Origin of the sequence: Acinetobacter sp. YH12098 (assembly GCF_013419235.1) — a bacterium.
Classification (GTDB): Bacteria; Pseudomonadota; Gammaproteobacteria; order Pseudomonadales; family Moraxellaceae; genus Acinetobacter; species Acinetobacter amyesii.
On the sequence record NZ_VPAO01000024.1, the window covers coordinates 20,885 to 39,409 of the forward strand.

At 40.3% G+C, this 18,525-nt stretch carries 16 protein-coding genes; 10 read left to right on the forward strand and 6 right to left on the reverse strand.

Going from position 1 to position 18,525, the window contains the following annotated elements; all coding sequences use genetic code 11:
• Positions 1 to 5 precede the first annotated feature (5 nt).
• The 3 genes from hisC to FTU38_RS09485 all read left to right on the forward strand — a co-directional run bounded on the left by hisC (position 6) and on the right by FTU38_RS09485 (position 3,834).
• The gene (gene hisC, locus FTU38_RS09475) at positions 6 to 1,097 is read left to right on the forward strand and encodes a histidinol-phosphate transaminase (RefSeq protein WP_180111043.1); all 1,092 of its coding nucleotides are present in this window, start codon (positions 6 to 8) and stop codon (positions 1,095 to 1,097) included.
• A gap of 3 nt (positions 1,098 to 1,100) precedes the next feature.
• Positions 1,101 to 3,350, forward strand: a complete 2,250-nt coding sequence (locus tag FTU38_RS09480; protein WP_180111044.1) for a bifunctional prephenate dehydrogenase/3-phosphoshikimate 1-carboxyvinyltransferase — start codon at positions 1,101 to 1,103, stop codon at positions 3,348 to 3,350.
• A gap of 112 nt (positions 3,351 to 3,462) precedes the next feature.
• Positions 3,463 to 3,834 carry a hypothetical protein gene (locus FTU38_RS09485; RefSeq protein ID WP_180020847.1) on the forward strand — a complete coding sequence of 124 codons (372 nt, stop codon included), beginning with the start codon at positions 3,463 to 3,465 and terminating at the stop codon, positions 3,832 to 3,834.
• Here the strand turns inward: FTU38_RS09485 and FTU38_RS09490 are convergent.
• Together FTU38_RS09490 and FTU38_RS09495 are read right to left on the reverse strand one after the other, a co-directional pair.
• Positions 3,731 to 4,441 (reverse strand): hypothetical protein, encoded by a 711-nt coding sequence (locus tag FTU38_RS09490; protein WP_180111045.1) that lies wholly within the window; start codon positions 4,439 to 4,441, stop codon positions 3,731 to 3,733. The genes FTU38_RS09485 and FTU38_RS09490 overlap by 104 nt on opposite strands.
• Before the next feature lie 282 nt (positions 4,442 to 4,723).
• The gene (locus FTU38_RS09495) at positions 4,724 to 5,350 is read right to left on the reverse strand and encodes an alpha/beta hydrolase (protein ID WP_078189088.1); all 627 of its coding nucleotides are present in this window, start codon (positions 5,348 to 5,350) and stop codon (positions 4,724 to 4,726) included.
• 124 nt (positions 5,351 to 5,474) lie between these two features.
• On the opposite strand from FTU38_RS09495, the gene yaaA reads away from it, so the two are divergent.
• From yaaA to FTU38_RS09515, 4 genes are all read left to right on the forward strand, one after another.
• Positions 5,475 to 6,257 (forward strand): peroxide stress protein YaaA, encoded by a 783-nt coding sequence (yaaA, locus tag FTU38_RS09500; RefSeq protein ID WP_180111046.1) that lies wholly within the window; start codon positions 5,475 to 5,477, stop codon positions 6,255 to 6,257.
• Between the two features lie 956 nt (positions 6,258 to 7,213).
• Positions 7,214 to 8,536, forward strand: coding sequence for an NCS2 family permease (locus FTU38_RS09505; RefSeq protein WP_078189086.1), 1,323 nt, complete (start codon positions 7,214 to 7,216; stop codon positions 8,534 to 8,536).
• Positions 8,537 to 8,602: 66 nt separating this feature from the next.
• Positions 8,603 to 9,604 (forward strand): adenosine deaminase, encoded by a 1,002-nt coding sequence (locus tag FTU38_RS09510; protein ID WP_180050097.1) that lies wholly within the window; start codon positions 8,603 to 8,605, stop codon positions 9,602 to 9,604.
• Between the two features lie 56 nt (positions 9,605 to 9,660).
• Complete coding sequence (locus tag FTU38_RS09515; RefSeq protein ID WP_180009410.1) at positions 9,661 to 10,035, forward strand: hypothetical protein; 375 nt, start codon at positions 9,661 to 9,663, stop codon at positions 10,033 to 10,035.
• Positions 10,036 to 10,087: 52 nt separating this feature from the next.
• On the opposite strand, the gene FTU38_RS09520 is transcribed toward FTU38_RS09515, so the two are convergent.
• Positions 10,088 to 10,645: a cytochrome b gene (locus FTU38_RS09520; protein ID WP_180042035.1), complete on the reverse strand. Its 558-nt coding sequence runs from the start codon at positions 10,643 to 10,645 to the stop codon at positions 10,088 to 10,090.
• Between the two features lie 212 nt (positions 10,646 to 10,857).
• Here FTU38_RS09520 and FTU38_RS09525 point away from each other — a divergent pair, with 212 nt between their 5' ends.
• Positions 10,858 to 11,247: a hypothetical protein gene (locus tag FTU38_RS09525; protein WP_180003980.1), complete on the forward strand. Its 390-nt coding sequence runs from the start codon at positions 10,858 to 10,860 to the stop codon at positions 11,245 to 11,247.
• Between the two features lie 93 nt (positions 11,248 to 11,340).
• Positions 11,341 to 11,910, forward strand: coding sequence for a ribonuclease HII (rnhB, locus tag FTU38_RS09530; RefSeq protein WP_168379347.1), 570 nt, complete (start codon positions 11,341 to 11,343; stop codon positions 11,908 to 11,910).
• A 91-nt stretch (positions 11,911 to 12,001) separates the two neighbouring features.
• On the opposite strand, the gene csrA is transcribed toward rnhB, so the two are convergent.
• From csrA to alaS, 3 genes are all read right to left on the reverse strand, one after another.
• On the reverse strand, positions 12,002 to 12,256 hold the full coding sequence (gene csrA, locus FTU38_RS09535; RefSeq protein ID WP_078189080.1) for a carbon storage regulator CsrA: 255 nt from the start codon (positions 12,254 to 12,256) through the stop codon (positions 12,002 to 12,004).
• A 249-nt stretch (positions 12,257 to 12,505) separates the two neighbouring features.
• Positions 12,506 to 13,786 carry an aspartate kinase gene (locus FTU38_RS09540; protein WP_078189079.1) on the reverse strand — a complete coding sequence of 427 codons (1,281 nt, stop codon included), beginning with the start codon at positions 13,784 to 13,786 and terminating at the stop codon, positions 12,506 to 12,508.
• 346 nt (positions 13,787 to 14,132) lie between these two features.
• Entirely contained in the window at positions 14,133 to 16,826 is a 2,694-nt protein-coding gene (gene alaS, locus FTU38_RS09545; RefSeq protein WP_180111047.1) for an alanine--tRNA ligase, read from the reverse strand.
• A gap of 573 nt (positions 16,827 to 17,399) precedes the next feature.
• Here alaS and FTU38_RS09550 point away from each other — a divergent pair.
• The gene (locus FTU38_RS09550) at positions 17,400 to 18,428 is read left to right on the forward strand and encodes a type I glyceraldehyde-3-phosphate dehydrogenase (RefSeq protein WP_180003987.1); all 1,029 of its coding nucleotides are present in this window, start codon (positions 17,400 to 17,402) and stop codon (positions 18,426 to 18,428) included.
• Positions 18,429 to 18,525 lie beyond the last annotated feature (97 nt).

Sequence of the window (18,525 nt, forward strand, 5' to 3'; positions counted from 1 at the left end):
GTAAAATGACGTTTTTCCCAGCCAATGAAGGCATTGCAAAGCTAAAGCCTTACCAACCAGGTAAACCAATTAGTGAACTTGAGCGTGAGTTGGGTATTACAGATATCGTAAAACTCGCATCAAATGAAAACCCATTGGGTTGTTCTGACAAAGTGAAAGAAGCTGTTGCTGCTGAACTTGCAGAAATTGGTCGATATCCGGATGGTGGCGGTTTTATTTTGAAAGACCAAGTTGAAAAACAATTTGGTATTGCACATGACCGCATTACGTTGGGTAATGGTTCAAACGATCTTCTAGAAATTTTTGCTCGTGCTTTTGTTTCAGAGCAAGACTCTGTGGTGTATAGCCAACACGCATTTGCTGTGTATGGTCTGGTGACTCAAGCGATTAATGCTGAAGCGATTGAAGTGCCTGCAAAAGGTTTTTCACATGACCTAGATGCAATGGCTGCGGCAATCAAAGACAATACTAAATTGATTTTTATTGCGAACCCAAATAATCCAACAGGCACATGGTTTGAAGAAGCTGAATTTGAAGCGTTCATGCAAAAAGTACCTGCAAATGTGATCGTGGTTTTAGATGAAGCTTATGTGGAATATTTCCCAGAAAACTTCAACAGCTTAAAATTCTTAGATCAATACGCAAACTTAATCGTTAGCCGTACCATGTCAAAATGCTATGGCTTGGCTGCGCTACGTGTTGGTTTTGCCTTGGCTTCAGTTGAGGTGACGGATTTCCTCAATCGTATTCGTCAACCATTTAACGTGAACCATCTTGCGATGGTGGCTGCAGTTGCTGCACTTAAAGACGAAGCGTTTATTGAAAAATCACGTGTAGTGAATAAAGCAGGTATGGCACAACTTGAATCAGGTTTTGATGCTCTAGGTTTAGCGTATGTGCCTTCACGTGCGAACTTCATTTTAGTAAATGTAAAAGCAGATCCTGCACAGACGTTCAATGCTTTATTAAAAGAAGGTGTGATTGTTCGTCCAGTTGGTATCCCTGAGCATTTACGTGTATCAATTGGGACTGAAGCTGAAAATGCTAAATTCTTAGCTGCTTTGGCTAAAGTTTTGGGCTTAGAGGCTAAAGCTTAAGTCATGTCTGTGCCACTATTTGAAAAAGTTGCTTTTATTGGGCTTGGGCTGATTGGCTCAAGCCTAGCTCGCGTCATGATTGCTGAAGGTTTAGCTAAGGAAATTGTGGCGTCTACGCGTTCACAAAAAACTTTAGAAGATGCAAAAGCTTTAGGACTTATTCAGCAGGGTTATAGCGATCCTGCCGAAGCGGTCAAAGGTGCAGATCTCGTTGTTTTGGCTTTGCCTGTACGTGCGACACAAAAAGTCCTTGAAGCGATCAAGCCTTATCTATCCGAACAGACGATTATTACCGATGTTGGAAGTACTAAAGGCAATGTCGTTGATGCAGCGAAAGCGGTCTATGGTGAGCAATTACCTGCTGGTTTTGTACCGGGGCATCCGATTGCTGGGGCTGAACTAACAGGTGTGCATGCAGGTAAGGTAGATTTATTTGCTAATCACAAAGTGATTTTGACACCATTACCTAGCAGTGCAGATTGGGCTGTAGAGAAACTGATTCAATTGTGGCAAGCTGCCAAAGCGGAAGTAATTTGCATGGATGTGGGAAAACACGACGAAGTGTTGGCCCATACCAGTCATCTTCCGCATTTGATGGCATTTAACTTGGTTGAGCAACTTGCGAACCGAGAAGACAATTTAGATATTTTCCGTTATGCCGCTGGCGGTTTTCGTGATTTCTCACGCATTGCTGCAAGCGACCCACATATGTGGCATGACATCTTTTTTGCCAATAAAAAGGCAATTTTAAATGCGGTGGATGGCTTTGAAAAACAATTGGCTATTCTTCGCAAACTGATTGAAGATGAAAACTCACAAGCGTTGATGGGACTGTTGGGACATGCACAAGCGGCACGTCAACATTTCAATCACATGCTCGCAAAGAAACCACTGATGGAGAAAAATAAAGTGACGACACAGCAATTCAAAATTTTACCGGGTCCAAAGCAATTCCAAGGTAAATTTACTGTGCCAGGTGATAAATCTGTGTCACATCGCTCTATCATGTTTGGTGCTATTGCAGAAGGTACAACGCACGTCACTGGTTTCCTTGAAGGTGAAGATGCCTTGGCAACCCTCCAAGCATTCCGCGATATGGGAGTGAGTATTGAAGGCCCTAAAAATGGTGAAGTCACCATTCATGGTGTAGGCATGCATGGTTTAAAAGCACCGGCAGGCGCTTTGTATATGGGTAACTCAGGCACTTCAATGCGTTTGCTTTCAGGCATGTTGTCGGCACAGAAGTTTGATTCGGTGATGACGGGTGATGCGTCATTATCAAAACGTCCAATGGAACGTATTGCCAAACCATTACGTGAAATGGGTGCGCAAATTCAAACTACAGGTGAGCGTGGTACGCCGCCCGTGTCTATTTCCGGAAGTCAAAACCTGAAAGGTATTCACTACGACTTACCAATGGCATCTGCACAAGTAAAATCCGGTATTTTGTTGGCTGGTCTTTGGGCGGAAGGTGAAACTGTTGTCACTGAGCCGGAACCAACACGTGACCATTCAGAGCGTATGCTTCGTGCATTTGGTTATGACGTGAAAACAGAAGGCAACCGCATTTCACTTCAAGGTGGCGGCAAGTTAGTCGGTACAGACATTCAAGTACCCTCTGACATTTCATCTGCAGCATTCTTTATGGTGGGTGCAGCGATTACCGAAGGTTCAGATGTCACACTCGAAGCGGTCGGCATTAATCCAACCCGTACAGGTGTGATCGAAATTTTAAAACAGATGGGCGCTGACCTGACTGTTGAAAATGAACGTATCGCTGGCGGTGAGCCGATTGCAGATATTCGTATTCGTGGTTCACGTACACTCAAAGGCATTCATATGCCAGAAGATCAAGTGCCATTGGCGATTGATGAATTCCCAGCGTTATTTATTGCAGCGGCATGTGCAGAAGGTCAAACCATTTTGACCGGTGCAGCTGAACTTCGAGTGAAAGAGTCGGATCGTATTCAAGTGATGGCAGATGGCCTAAAAATTATGGGTATCGATTGTACGCCAACCGAGGACGGCATTATCATTGAAGGTCAAGGCAAAGCGGGTGAGTGGGGTGCAATCTTCACAGGTGGTCAAATCGAATCACATCATGACCACCGTATTGCAATGAGCTTCTCAATGGCAGGTTTACGTACTTCGGGTGAAATTAATATCGTGGGTACAGAAACTGTTGCGACCAGCTTCCCGACATTTACAGAGCTAGCGACTCAAGCCGGTTTAACGATTGTGGTAAGTGAATAAATAATTCACTAAATTTGTATATTTATTCAACAACAGCCAAGCAAATGCTTGGCTGTTTGGTTTTAATTGCTTATGCTAAAACCATACAACAAGAATGTCTTTGGATAGATACATGAGAAAACTACAATTCACCGCCCATAGCGATTCAAATCGAGTTGAAAGCAGTGCTGATACGCAAACTCAAGTGGCTGAGTTTTTAGCAAGTAAGCTTGAGAAATATGGCTTTCAAACGTTATCGCAAAGTGGTGATCAGATTGCAGTCAGTGTCGATCAACATGAATTGCCACTTTCAGTGACATGTCAGGGGCAGGATGAATCCGGTCGTCTAGTCTGTGAAATTACCTCTTATCCAGATGAAGACCAAGATTGGTTAGATCGTATTACTGAGCAAAGTTTATTGAACCAATTGGCTCAAGCAGTCGAAAACAGTTTAAAAGAAGAAGAGTCATATAGTGAGTTTCAATGGAAACAAATGACAAAATGATCTGAAAAATTGAATTAAAAATCATCCATAAAAAAGCAGCATAGCGCTGCTTTTTTGTTTTTAACAGAATGTATTGAACAAGGTTATAGACATTCAATATTGATTGGATTAATGGTTCGATTGCTCTTTTCACATAGTCACACATTTTTTCTGACTCTTGTTCATTGAGTCCCCAAAACACAATCACACCACGTTGATCAGTCAATTTGCTATCGCTTAAATAAATATAATGGGTGTCATGATAGTTTTTATCGAGCATATCTTTATATTTTTGATCGGTAAAAGATGAACAAGACGAAATATCAGCTTCTTTACATACCGAGTCACTCGAACAGCGTTGTTTAAAGGTTGAAATCATATTCATGGTGTCAGTGCTGTTGAGTTGGGCTTCACACACTTGGCTGTTGGGAAAGTCATAGACCATCTTTAAGCTAAAATCACGACCATCGACATTCATTTTGTATGACGCAGTCAAATAGGCTTTGGGACCATCGTTCGCAGCAACCGTAGACGCTGGCAAATTTGTCGTTGTGGAAGGCGTTGAATTAAAATAATAGACCAAAGCTGCAATGCCTAGACTTAAAATCACAGCAACAATAAATTTCATTTTTCCCTCTAAATTTTATCTTAATTTTTCTGGGTATTATTTCTTTAGTTAGTCATTTAAACAAGTAAATAATTGGTTTTTAGATAAAAAATTGAGGCATAATCAAAATTAAACGAGCGTCGGCTTAGGTCGTTACATATTGAATAGCTAAAGATCGCCATGCATTAAAAAGATGGATAAATCGAAAAGCGAGTAGTTGAATTTATCTGGAATATTGGGTGGAAAGAGCGCTCACTAGGCAAAAAAATGAGCCAGATAAGCTGACTCATTTTTTGGTATTTTTTATACTAAAAAGCGTGAAATCGCGATACGAAGCTGTTTGAGATAACCCGTAAAGAAGTGGTTTGCACCCGGTAAAACCGTGATTAAATGGCGCTGTGGTTTGGCCCACTGAATCAAGTCAGATAACAGTGTGACATTATCTTCTTCACCATGAATAAATAAAATATCACCCTTAATATGCGGAGTCACATAGTGACGTACACCTGCAACTGTTGTGGTTGGTAGGCCACATAAAATAGTTTGTACAGGCTGCAATTCTACTGGCAATAGGGCATAGCATTTAGTCATGACATTTGCACCAAAACTAAAACCGCCTGCATAAAATGGCAGGTTCGGATGTTGGTTACGAGCAAATTCAATGACTTGCATAGTGTCTTTGGTTTCACCATTGCCTTCGTCATGTATTCCTGCACTTTGGCCAGAACCACGGAAACTTGGGCGATAAACAACATAGCCACGTTCTAAGAACATTTGCGCTAAAAGCACAGGGACTTTGTGCTGTGGTGTACCACCTTGCAATGGGTGAGGGTGTGTAACTACCGCGAATCCTTTCACTTCACCCTGTGGATAATCAACAAAAATTTCAAGTTGACCCATCGGCCCTTGAATGAACATTTGTTCTGACATAATGACTAAAATGTGAAAGCGGGAGAGACTATAGTTTACAGATTAATATTATCTAAAACACAGATTGGCTTTGAAATTGCTCTACTGTTATAGTTTGTTTAATTAAAAATTAATCAGGATGTTTATGCTCGCTTTAATTTCTCCAGCAAAAACTTTAGATTACGAAACCGCTTTACCGACTGAAAAATTCACTCAACCACGGCTATTAGATCATTCTGAAGAATTAATCTCAGTCGCACGTAAATTGTCGGTAAGTGAAATTTCAAGCTTGATGAGTGTCAGTGAGAAAATTGCGACTTTAAATGTTGAGCGCTTCCGAGATTGGCAGCCTGATTTTGATTTTGCCAATGCACGCCAAGCAATCTTTGCCTTTAAAGGTGATGTGTATACGGGTTTAGATGCTTATCAACTTGCAAACACAGACCTTCAATATGCACAAACCCATTTGCGTATGCTCTCGGGTCTCTACGGTTTATTGCGTCCACTGGATTTAATGATGCCATATCGTTTAGAGATGGGGACCAAGCTGCAAAATCCACGTGGACATAACCTATACGAGTTTTGGGACAATACCATCACCAATCTCATCAATGACGATTTGGAAAAAGCGGGCTCTGAACTTTTGGTCAACATCGCTTCAGATGAATATTATAAGTCGGTCAAAGAATCAAAAATCAAAGCCGAAATCATCAAGCCTGTTTTTCTCGATCAAAAGAACGGCAAATATAAAGTCATCAGCTTCTATGCCAAAAAAGCACGTGGCCTAATGGCGCGTTATTTGTTGGAAAATAAAATTGAACGTATTGAAGATATCAAGTCGTTCAATACCGATGGTTATTATTTCGATGCTGAGAGTAGCTTAAAGGGCGAATTGGTCTTTAAGCGAGATGAACAACAAGCCGCTTAATTTTAAAATTGAAAAACTTAGACTGAAAAGAATATGAATAGCCGCTGATTAGAAGTCAGCGGCTTTTTTCATCTTCGTCATTCGAGATTTAATAGTGGGTTGTGAAATTGATCGTGCTTTAAATTTCTTAGGTGAAATGATCTATGATTTGAAGCTTTTTGCGGAAAAGGATTCGAAAAAACATTCAGTGATTATCTTGTCTATCAGTCTAAAACATATTACAAATTTAACATTGATCGAACAAATAGCTTATTAAATAACTTAATAAGATATAAAATTGTGAAACACGTCACTTTTTTGTTTAAGTTTTTTGTTATTATAGCCAAATATTTAAACATGAATAAAATTTTGTTATGAAAAAAATACTGATACCAATTTTTATACTCAGCATTGTGTTCTTAGGGTTTAGTGTTTATAAAAATGCAGAGTTAAAGCGACAGCAAGAAATTAATCAGGTGTTCAATGATGATTTGAACGCATCACCTTATATGCGCTAAAAAAAGTCAATCTTGCAGCTTCTGCATTGAGCTCAAGCATGGTCTTGAAGTGTTCGTCTAAATCTTGATATTTTATTTTTATATATAATAATTTGAAACTTTATAAAGAAAACAATGTCTTAAATTTACTAAATTGAAAAGCGATGAAAATTTGGAAACATTAAAAAATCAATGTGTTATAATTTGCCGAAATTAATTTGATCAGTATTTATTGATATTAAATACGAATTAAATGACATAAATAGAGGAGCTGCATAAGTTTATGCAGCTTTTTTGTTTGCAAATTTCAACATTTGTACTGTGTTGTATGCTGTTGAAAATAGGATTTTTTAAAGCCTACAATCTGCCGAATTGGCATATTCGTTGCTTAGGCATACACAAAATTAATGATGAATACATCACATGATTAATTTTGTGGAATGCTTATATGCATAAAGTTTACTTCATAGGGGCTAGGTCATGACGACTCCTAATCCATCTTCCGAGAACATGCTTGAACGTCTGTTTAAACTGAGCGAAAACAAAACCAGTTTCAAAACAGAAGTCATTGCAGGTGTAACTACTTTCTTGACAATGTGTTACATCATTATTGTCAATCCAATGATTTTGTCCGAAACGGGTATGGATCATGGTGCTGTTTTTGTCGCAACCTGTCTAGCAGCAGCCATTGGCTGTTTGGTGATGGGTCTTGTTGCTAACTATCCAATTGCCTTAGCACCCGGTATGGGCTTAAACGCTTACTTTACCTATTCTGTATGTTTGGGTATGGGCGTGGAATGGCAAACTGCTTTAGCAGCTGTTTTTGTCTCTGGCCTTGTTTTTATCGCTATCAGCATGTTCAAAATCCGTGAAGCGATTGTCAATGCGATTCCAATGTCGCTTAAACTGGCGATCGGCGGCGGTATTGGTTTATTCCTTGCACTGGTTTCTTTGAAAAATGCCGGCATTATTGTTGATAACCCTGCAACATTGGTTAGTCTGGGTGATTTAAAACAGCCGTCTGTCTTGTTGGCTTTACTTGGCTTCTTGATGGTTGTGGTTATGCATCACTTCAAAGTACGTGGTGCAATCATCATCAGTATTTTGGTGATTACTGCAATTTCAACCCTGTTGGGCTTCAACGAATTTAAAGGTGTTGTAGGTGCTATTCCTTCAATCGCTCCAACATTCATGCAAATGAACTTTGAAGGTCTATTCACCGCAAGTTTGATTGGCGTGATCTTTGTATTCTTCTTGGTCGATTTATTTGACTCTACAGGTACATTGGTCGGTGTATCACACCGTGCAGGTTTATTAAAAGACGGTAAATTACCACGTTTGAAGAAAGCATTATTTGCTGACTCATCTGCAATTGTTGCGGGTGCGGCATTGGGTACGTCTTCGACTACGCCTTATATTGAATCATCAGCAGGTGTTGCTGCCGGTGGTCGTACAGGTTTAACTGCAGTTGTAGTTGCTGTATTGTTTATTTTGGCATTGTTCTTAGCACCACTTGCTCAGTCAGTACCAGGTTTTGCAACTGCGCCAGCATTGTTGTTTGTTGGTGTGTTAATGATTCAAGGTATCGTTCATATTGAATGGGATGACATTACTGAAGCAGTCCCTGCATTCTTAACAATTGTATTTATGCCGTTTACCTATTCAATTGCAGACGGTATTGCAATGGGCTTCATTAGCTATGCATTGGTTAAATTGCTTACAGGTAAGGCGAAAACTGTACCATATATGGTCTGGATTATTGCTGTACTTTGGGCATTAAAATTTGCTGCATTTGGCGGTTAATACTGTCAAACAGCGAAAGGGTGTAAACTCAGTTTGCACCCTTTTTTATTTTTATGAGGATAAGAGATGGATCAACTTGAGCTGATTCGCGCTTTGCCAAAAGCAGAGCTACATGTGCATATTGAAGGGACATTTGAGCCTGAACTCATGTTTGCAATTGCCCAACGCAACAATATTGCAATCCCTTATCAATCAGTCGAAGAATTAAAAGAAGCGTATAACTTTCATAATTTACAGTCTTTTTTAGACATTTATTATGCAGGTGCAAATGTACTGATTCATGAGCAAGATTTTTATGATTTAGCATGGGCATATTTCGAAAAATGTGCAGAAGATCATGTGGTTCATACTGAAATGTTCTTCGACCCACAAACCCATACAGACCGTGGTGTTGCTTTTGAAACGGTTTTGAATGGCTTACAACGCGCTTGTGATGATGCTAAAACGAAACTGGGCATTAGCTCACATCTGATTATGTGCTTTTTGCGTCATTTATCTGAAGACGCAGCATTTGCAACATTAGAACAAGCTTTACCATATAAAGATCAAATTATTGGTGTCGGTTTAGATTCGAGTGAAGTGGGTCATCCACCATCAAAATTTGAACGTGTTTTTGCAAAAGCCCGTGAAGCCGGTTTTCTTATCGTTGCGCATGCAGGGGAAGAAGGTCCAGCAGAATACGTATGGGAAGCCTTGGATTTGTTGAAAGTAAATCGTGTTGACCATGGTGTACGTTCAGAAGAAGATCCTGCTTTGATGCAACGTTTAATTGCAGAGAAAATGCCATTAACCGTTTGCCCATTGAGCAATTTAAAGCTATGCGTGGTCAAAGATATGGCTGAGCATAATATTCGCCGTCTATTGCAACAAGGTGTGCATGTGACCGTCAATTCAGATGATCCATCGTACTTTGGTGGTTATATGAATGATAACTTCATTGCGATCACCAAAGCGCTTGATCTAAGCAATGCAGAGTTAAAGCAACTGGCAATCAACTCTTTTGAAGCATCATTTATTTCAGTTGCTGAAAAGCAAGCTTGGATTAAAAAGATTGAAGCGTTGAATTAATAATCAGCGTATAATCTCAGGCAGTGAATATTCACTGCCTTTTTTATGTTTAAATCATGCTTTTCTCTCATTCAAATCGCTCTATATTTGCCCCATCGATTACATTTTTAGCCTCAGTATTGATTTCATCCGCTGCTATTGCAGATAAATCAAGTTTAAGTCAGCGTATGCTAAAGCCTGTGATTGAATATCAATGCTCGCAAGAATTAAATAGTTCTAAAATTTGGAAAGGCGCTGCGTTGTTTATGAGTGCTCAACAGAAAAAAGACAATCAAACTGCGATTTGTCAGTGCGTGAGTGAGCATGCCATGGATGATATCGGTGCGAAAGATCTGATGACTGCTGCAGTGAATGAAACTGAAAAGAATAAACTGATTTCTAAAGCGGTTTTGAATAGTATGCGCGGCTGTGCTCAGCAAGTGCTGAATTAAAAGATGATGCTCACAATAAAAGCCACATGATGTGGCTTTTATTTTGTCTTTATTAGGGTTTTGGTTGTCGTGTCATACTTTTGAGCACATGGTCTTTATCAATAAAATGATGTTTCAACGCTGCCAAAATATGACCCACTAAGAGCAAGCCTGCTGCCCAAGAAATCCAAATATGTAGCGGTTTCACGATGGCTAATAATTCAGGATTATCTTGTACCAAGCGTGGTATTTCAAACAAATACAAGACAGGGGCCGGGTGACCTGCGCTCCAACTAAATAAGCAACCTGTAATCGGTAAAGCCAGTAGTACAAAATACAGTGCTAAATGACCCAAATGTGCCAAGGTTTTCATGCCGGATGACATGCTGTCAGGTAAATCTGGAGCGGGGTGGGTATAGCGCCAAAAGATTCGTATCACCACCAAAAAAATAATCGTAGTCGCAATATTTTTATGGAGGGTAATGACTTGTCCTTTAAAGCTGCCATCGACGTCATAACTGAGAAAATTGCCACTATAAAAGCCAATTAACCATGCCACGATGAATATGATCGCCATCAGCCAATGTAAGACCTGAGCTGTTCGAGTGTAGTATTGTGTGTTATTGCTCATGTTGATTATTTAAGCGTCCAATCTTATGCAGATTCTAATACAGACCACAAAAATATGCGTCGTTTAAAATCGGTACACAGTGTTGTGAATATGCAACGCAGGCATTGATGATTAACTACACAGTTACCGAATTTATTTTAAATAGTCATATCAGATGGTGTGTGATTTGGGGCACAATATGCGCGTTAATTAACAGAACAAAGGAAATATTCGTGAAAAAATTAGTTGCTATTCTAGCACCATTAGCGCTTGTTCTTTCTGCATGTGCTGCGACTGGTACAACAGGTACAAGTACCTCTACAGGTACAACTTCAGCAAACAGCTTGGCAATGATGGCGGTTAAAGTGGGTGTTCAAGCGAAATGCGTGACTGAGCTAAATAACAACAGCTACTGGAAAACTGGTTCAAAACTATTAACAGAAACTCAAAAATCTGAACTACAAACTGAAGTGTGTTCATGTGTAGGCGAGAAAGCGACAACTAGCGTGACTGCAACGGATTTGGTTGTAGCAGCAATGGATAAAACTTCACAAGCAAATCTTGCGGCTAAAATCGTGACAAATACTTTAAATGCTTGCGTGATTGAAACATTTAAAAACTAAGATTTAGAACATTTTATACGACCCAGACATTGGTATAGCTGAGTATCAGCAAATCCAAATTAAGGGTCGTATTTTATTTTGAGTGAGAGATATATGAAAATTGCTGGTGCAGATGAAGCGGGTCGCGGTCCATTGGTGGGTTCGGTTGTTGCGGCAGCTGTCATTTTAGATCCAAATAACCCGATTGAAGGTTTAAACGATTCTAAAAAACTCACTGAAAAAAAACGTGAAAAGTTATTTATTGAGATTCAAGAAAAAGCCTTGGCTTGGGCAATTGCTGAAAGTTCTGCACAAGAAATTGATGAGATCAATATTTTGCAAGCATCGTTACTTGCGATGCGTCGTGCAGTGGAAAAACTCAATGTACAGCCAGAACACGTGTTGGTCGATGGTAATAAAGTCCCAACCGGTTTAGCAATGAGCTGTGATGCAATCGTGGGCGGTGATGCGATTCATCCAGAGATTTCGGCTGCGAGTATTTTGGCAAAAGTGACTCGAGACCACGAAATGGTTGAACTGGATGCAAAATATCCACAGTATGGTTTTGCGAAACACAAGGGCTATCCAACCAAAGCGCACTTCGAAGCGATTGCACAGTATGGGGTGATTGATGAACATCGCCGCAGTTTTGGCCCCGTACGTAAAGTTCTAGAAGGGCAGTAATTAAGCTCAGTTGAACTTATATAGTAAACGCATGTTCTAGATAAATTTAAAGCGGCCTAATGAGCCGCTTTATCATTTAACAACTTAAATCTTAGCGATTATAGTTGTTTTGTGAATAATCAGTTTCTTCAAAAGATGGCTGATATTCTTGATCAATGTTTTGGAGATGTTCGTGCATTGCGCGTTCATGTTGAATTCGTTGGTAAATTTCTTCACGATGAACAGATACTTCTTTTGGAGCATTCACGCCAATACGAACCTGATTACCTTTAACACCAAGTACAGTCACGCTAACTTGGTCTCCAATCATTAATGTTTCTCCGACACGACGAGTCAGAATCAGCATGTTTCTCTCCTTGCAAAATGCAAAACCTGCAAATGATCTGTTATGTAAAATTCATAACTTGTAAAAGCAAAAAAATTTAGCAGTGCATCTGAAACAATCATTGTGACAGTCGCAAACTGAGTAAATTTTAAAATCCTCAGGTTTAATATAACAGAGCCACTATAAAAAAAACTATAGTGGCTCTGAATTTTTACGATGTTTTTCAAAATCTGTCTAACAATGACAAATTTTGACACACAGCAAGGTCAATTAAGCACGCGCGCTTGATTCACCTGTTTCACGATCTAGACCGAATGCAGTGTGTAGAGCACGTACAGCAAGCTCTAAGTATTTCTCATCGATAATCACTGAAATTTTGATTTCAGAAGTCGAGATCATCAAAATGTTAATGCCTTCTTTTGCAAGAGCAGTAAACATTTTGCTTGCTACACCAGCGTGTGAACGCATACCAACACCAACAATCGATACTTTAACGATGTCTGCGCGAGTTGCAACTTCACGTGCACCAATTTCTTGTGCAGTCGCTTCAAGAATAGCTTTCGCTTTTGGTAATTCACCACGGTTAACTGTAAAAGTGAAATCAGTTGTACCGTCTTCTTCCACGTTTTGGATAATCATATCCACTTCAACATTGGCATCACCAATTGGTGAAAGGATGTTTGAAGCGATACCTGGTTTATCCGGTACACCAAGAATAGTTAATTTAGCTTCATCACGGTTGAACGCGATACCTGAGATGATTGGTTGTTCCATGTTGTCTTCCGCTTCAGTGGTGATTAGTGTCCCGACGTTTTGTTTAAAGTTTTCGTCGAATGCGCCATCATCGTCATTATCAAAACTTGATAATACGCGTAAAGGCACTTGGTATTTACCGGCAAATTCTACAGAGCGAATTTGAAGGACTTTAGAACCAAGTGATGCCATTTCAAGCATTTCTTCAAAAGAAATACGATCAACTTTTTTCGCTTTTGGAGCGACACGAGGGTCAGTGGTGTAAACACCATCAACGTCTGTGTAAATCTGACATTCATCAGCTTTAAGTGCAGCTGCCAATGCAACACCTGAAGTGTCAGAACCACCACGACCTAGAGTCGTAGTGTTACCTTCGGCATCAAAGCCTTGGAAACCTGCCACTACAATGACACGTCCAGCGTCAAGGTTTGAAGTCAATACATCCGTATCAATCGCTTCAATACGCGCCTTGGTAAATGCGCTGTCGGTTTTAATACCGACTTGACGGCCCGTAAGTGATTTAGCTTCAACACCAATAGAGTTAAGTGCCATTGCTAACATAGAAATCGTTACCTGTTCACCCGTAGACACCATTTGGTCTAATTCGCGTGGATCAGGGGTTTCGGTAATGGCTTTCGCTAAAGCAAGTAGACGATTGGTTTCGCCACTCATTGCAGATACAACAACCACAACTTTGTGACCGTGATCATGCCAACGCTTTACACGACGAGCAACATTTAAAATGCGCTCTGGAGTACCCATTGAGGTACCGCCATATTTTTGAACGATTAATGCCATAACTATCCTTACCAAGTAAATAAGTCTAAAGACTTAAAGCACTTACACATATTTTAAGACCGCACTTCGGCGCGATTTTAATATACCACGTAGCTCATGAACTCCAAGGTAGGAGGAGTTCAAATAGATACTTTGTGTCTGCAGGGGATTCACATGAACCCAGCCTTTTAGACTCCATTTTCATCATTTAGCCAGAGGTTGAATATTGGTTTCAACATGATGATTGAGTTTGCGCTTTCACGCATCAATAGTGTTTAAGCAGGATCCAGCATTAAAAAACACACTGCTTAAACCTGTTGATTTGCTCAAAGGAGGTGAGTCACTTTGAGCTATAGGACTTTTGGTCTTATTTTGCAGCTAACCATGCAACGAGGTCAGTCATTACCGCTTCAAGTTTGTCGCTATAAGGCGCACCACCTTGAGCCATATCAGGTTTACCACCACCTTTACCGCCAAGTTCTTGACCAAGGTGTTTGATGATGTCCCCTGCTTTTACAGCAGCAGTGTATTCTTTAGCAACCGAAGCAATGAGGCTCACTTTGTCGGCATCAACCGCTGCGATCACGATCACAGCATTGTCTAACTTAGATTTCACACCGTCGTGCAAGTTGCGAAGTGATTTCGCATCTACACCTTGAACCGTGGTGATTAATGTTTTACGGCCACCAATCTCTTGAACTTGACTCAATAACTCAGCGGCTTGGAAGCTTGCCAATTTTTGGTTCAATTGTTCAATTTGTTTTTGCAAGCTAGATGCTGTGTGAGACAAAGCTTCAACTTTTTCTAAAGTTTGATCTTTTTGCGCTTTCAGCAAGTCGTTAATTGCATGAATGTCACGATCTGCTTTTTGCGCAGCTTCAACAGCTTTAGTACCCGTAACGGCTTCAATACGACGTACGCCTGCAGCAACACCGCCTTCAGAAGTGATTTTGAATAGACCAATATCACCGGTGCGTTTTACATGAATACCGCCACAAAGTTCGATAGAGAAGTTTTTCTCATCTTTGGTTGTACCCATTGAAAGTACACGTACTTCGTCACCGTATTTCTCACCGAACAACATCATTGCGCCTTTTTCTTTGGCCGCCTCGATGTCTAAAAGTTCAGTTGAAACAGCAGTATTGGCAATCACTTCGGCATTGACAATGCGTTCAATTTCTTGAAGCTGTTCAAATGAAACAGGTTGGTCATTAGCAAAGTCAAAACGTAAAAGTTCGCTTGCAACCAATGAACCTTTTTGCTGTACGTGCGTACCTAAAACTTGGCGAAGTGCTGCATGTAATAGGTGAGTTGCAGAGTGGTTGCGTGAAGTTGCTTCACGGATATCCGCTTTAACAATAGCCTCAACTGCTTGAGCTGCTTTTAAGTTACCCATGGTCACGATGCCTTGGTGTACAAAAGCGCCGCCTGATTTTTTGGTGTCTTGAACTTCAAAAATACCAGTTTCGTTTTTGAAGATACCTGTATCGCCAACTTGACCGCCACTTTCTGCATAGAAAGGAGTTTGGTTTAGAACGATTAGTGCTTCGTCACCTTCAAAAACTTCATCAACTTGTTCGCCATCTTTGTAGATTGCAACAATTTGACCTTGGCCTTGAGTTGCGTCATAGCCGTCAAATTGAGTCTCGCCTTCAACTTTGACAATTGAGTTGTAGTCGACAGCAAATTTACCAGCATCACGCGCACGTTGACGTTGAGCCGCCATTTCGACTTCGAAACCAGCTTCATCAATCGTTAAATCACGTTCACGTGCAATGTCTGCTGTTAAGTCAGTCGGGAAGCCGTAAGTATCGTAAAGTTTAAATACAGTTTCGCCTGGAATCACTGAACCTTTAAGTTGAGCCAATTCGCCTTCAAGCAATTTCAAACCTTGCTCTAAAGTTTTTGCGAATTGTTCTTCTTCTTTCAAAAGCTGTGCTTCGATACGTGCTTGCTGTGCAGCAAGCTCAGGATAAGCAGCGCCCATCACGTCGATCAGCGGCTGCAACATTTTATGGAAGAATGAACCTGTTGCACCCAATTTGTTACCATGACGTACTGCACGACGGATAATACGGCGAAGTACATAGCCACGGCCTTCGTTAGACGGGTTAACACCGTCTGCAATCAAGAAGCAGCAAGAACGTGCATGGTCAGCCACAACTTTAAGTGAAGCAGGGTATTCAACTGGTTTGTTTTCTGCTTGTGCTTTTGCTTCAAGTTCAGTGGTATCTAAACCAATGATTTCAGCAGCAGCTTTAAGTAGGTTTTGGAATAGGTCAATTTCGTAGTTTGAGTTTACATGCTGTAAAACTGCAGAAATACGCTCAAGGCCCATACCTGTATCTACAGAAGGTGCAGGAAGGGCATGCAGAACACCATCAGCAGTACGGTTGAACTGCATGAATACGTTGTTCCAAATTTCGATGAAACGATCGCCATCTTCTTCAGGAGTGCCCGGTAAGCCGCCCCAAATGTGGTCACCATGGTCAAAGAAGATTTCAGAACATGGACCGCAAGGACCTGTATCGCCCATTGCCCAGAAGTTATCTGAAGCGTATTTTTCGCCTTTGTTGTCACCAATACGGATAATGCGTGAAGCGTCTAGACCAATTTCTTTGTTCCAGATATCAAATGCTTCGTCATCTGTATGGTAAACAGTGGCATAAAGTTTATCTTTTGGCAGACCTAACCATTTTTCGTTGGTTAAGAAATCCCAAGCAAATGTGATGGCATCACGTTTGAAGTAGTCACCAAATGAGAAGTTACCCAACATTTCAAAGAATGTGTGGTGACGTGCTGTATAACCAACGTTGTCTAAGTCGTTGTGTTTACCGCCAGCACGGACACATTTTTGTGAAGAAGTTGCACGAACGTAGTCACGTTTTTCAAGACCAAGGAAGCAGTCTTTAAACTGGTTCATACCAGCATTTGTGAACAATAGTGTTGGGTCGTTGGCAGGTACCAGAGAACTCGACGCGACACGTGTATGCCCTTGCGATTCAAAGTAGCTTAAAAAAGCTTCGCGAATTTCAGCTGATGTCATAAAACGAGTACTCACAACCAAGTCTCTCCTAATTTCGATTTGGTAATAGCATATCAAGCAAGTCTTACAAAAATTTAAAGCTGGCTTGAGATGCTGACATAAAATTTAAAAACGCTAAATTATAACGGAAAAAGGTGTAGTGACCAATGATTTTCGGCTATCTCTATGACTTTTTATATGTTTTAAATTTAGCACCTATATTTTTAGATTTTTAAACCTTTGTAACGCTGAAAGTATTTATTGATTAATCTAGTGAGCACTGTTTTCGGCGTTTTATTTATATGTCTTGAAAAGTTTTAAAAGTTCAAATTCAACATGTTGATGAATGGTCTACATGAAGGTGTTTTGCATTTATATTTTTCAGTTCATTGGGAAAATTGCATGTTTGTATCCATTTTATTAAGAGTGATTGAACTTGATCTTGGTGCTGTACATTTTCAGTGAAGCTAATATTTGGATTTATACAGGCGCTAACGGTTTATAAAAATATAGCCCAATAAGCATTAAACGAATAAATGATAACGTTTTCATGTTGAAATCCATTAACATATAGATGCTTTATTTTTGTTTCAAAACGAAGGATTGGTCATGCAGCGAGTGGCAATTAATGGATTTGGTCGGATCGGACGCAATGTATTACGCGCTTGGTTTGAAAATCCAAAGGAATTTCACTATGAAATTGTTGCCATAAATGATGTCGCTGACGTGGAAACCATGGTGCATTTGTTTAAATACGACACCACGCATGGTCGTTTTGCAGGCCAAGTCGAAATTCTTGAACAAGATGGCGCTATTTTTCTAGATATCTCTTGTGCTCAAGCGCATCTCAAAGTGCAAGTTTTAAATGAAGCACAGCCGAGTCTTTTGCCTTGGCAACACCTGAATGTCGATGTGGTACTCGAATGCACAGGTTTATTTAGATCGCGAGAGGCAGCCACACAACATATTGGTGCAGGTGCCAAACGTGTGATTATTGGTGCGGCGCCGTTTGACAGTGTTGATGCTGCGATTGTGTATGGTGTTAATCATCATGAAGTCAAAGCGACGGATCAAATTATTTCGAGTGTGTCGTGTACCACGCAGGCTTTGGTGCCTTTAGTCAAAATTATTGATGATGCCTTTGGTATAGACACAGCACTCATGACAGAAATTCATGCTGTGACTGCGGATCAGTCTGTATTGGATCATGCACATCGTGACTTACGTCGTGCGCGAGCTTCAGGTCAAAATATTATTCCAACGACCTCTTCAGCTCTGGGTGCGTTGAAACGGGTCATGCCGAAAATGGAAGATCGAATCGATGGCTATTCGATTCGTGTGCCGACTATCAATGTTGCTGCAATCGATTTAAGTTTTGTGTCTCAATCAGTTATCACCAAGCATGAGTTAAATGCAGTGTTAAGCAAAGCTGCACGTTTTGATTATCATGAAATTATGTCAGTAACCGATGAGCCCTTGGTCTCAAGTGATTTTAATCATTCACCTTATTCATTGATTGTCGATTTGAATCAAACCATGGTGGTAGGAAAGCAAGCAAAAGTTTTCGCATGGTATGACAATGAATGGGGCTATGCGAACCGCTTGCTCGATTTATGTGAAAGTTTTCACTCTTTATAAAAATTCAAACTTATCCAATATAGAAAACATCTACTAGCTTGTAGGTGTTTTTTTATTTTCTAAAATTAGATGAAAAATCATGCGTAATGTCGTTGAT

Coding starts and splice junctions, on each gene's coding strand:
- hisC (WP_180111043.1), top strand. CDS start 6: ATGACGTTTTTCCCAGCCAATGAAGGCATTGCAAAGCTAAAGCCTTAC.
- FTU38_RS09480 (WP_180111044.1), top strand. CDS start 1,101: ATGTCTGTGCCACTATTTGAAAAAGTTGCTTTTATTGGGCTTGGGCTG.
- FTU38_RS09485 (WP_180020847.1), top strand. CDS start 3,463: ATGAGAAAACTACAATTCACCGCCCATAGCGATTCAAATCGAGTTGAA.
- FTU38_RS09490 (WP_180111045.1), bottom strand. CDS start 4,441: ATGAAATTTATTGTTGCTGTGATTTTAAGTCTAGGCATTGCAGCTTTG.
- FTU38_RS09495 (WP_078189088.1), bottom strand. CDS start 5,350: ATGTCAGAACAAATGTTCATTCAAGGGCCGATGGGTCAACTTGAAATT.
- yaaA (WP_180111046.1), top strand. CDS start 5,475: ATGCTCGCTTTAATTTCTCCAGCAAAAACTTTAGATTACGAAACCGCT.
- FTU38_RS09505 (WP_078189086.1), top strand. CDS start 7,214: ATGACGACTCCTAATCCATCTTCCGAGAACATGCTTGAACGTCTGTTT.
- FTU38_RS09510 (WP_180050097.1), top strand. CDS start 8,603: ATGGATCAACTTGAGCTGATTCGCGCTTTGCCAAAAGCAGAGCTACAT.
- FTU38_RS09515 (WP_180009410.1), top strand. CDS start 9,661: ATGCTTTTCTCTCATTCAAATCGCTCTATATTTGCCCCATCGATTACA.
- FTU38_RS09520 (WP_180042035.1), bottom strand. CDS start 10,645: ATGAGCAATAACACACAATACTACACTCGAACAGCTCAGGTCTTACAT.
- rnhB (WP_168379347.1), top strand. CDS start 11,341: ATGAAAATTGCTGGTGCAGATGAAGCGGGTCGCGGTCCATTGGTGGGT.
- csrA (WP_078189080.1), bottom strand. CDS start 12,256: ATGCTGATTCTGACTCGTCGTGTCGGAGAAACATTAATGATTGGAGAC.
- FTU38_RS09540 (WP_078189079.1), bottom strand. CDS start 13,786: ATGGCATTAATCGTTCAAAAATATGGCGGTACCTCAATGGGTACTCCA.
- FTU38_RS09550 (WP_180003987.1), top strand. CDS start 17,400: ATGCAGCGAGTGGCAATTAATGGATTTGGTCGGATCGGACGCAATGTA.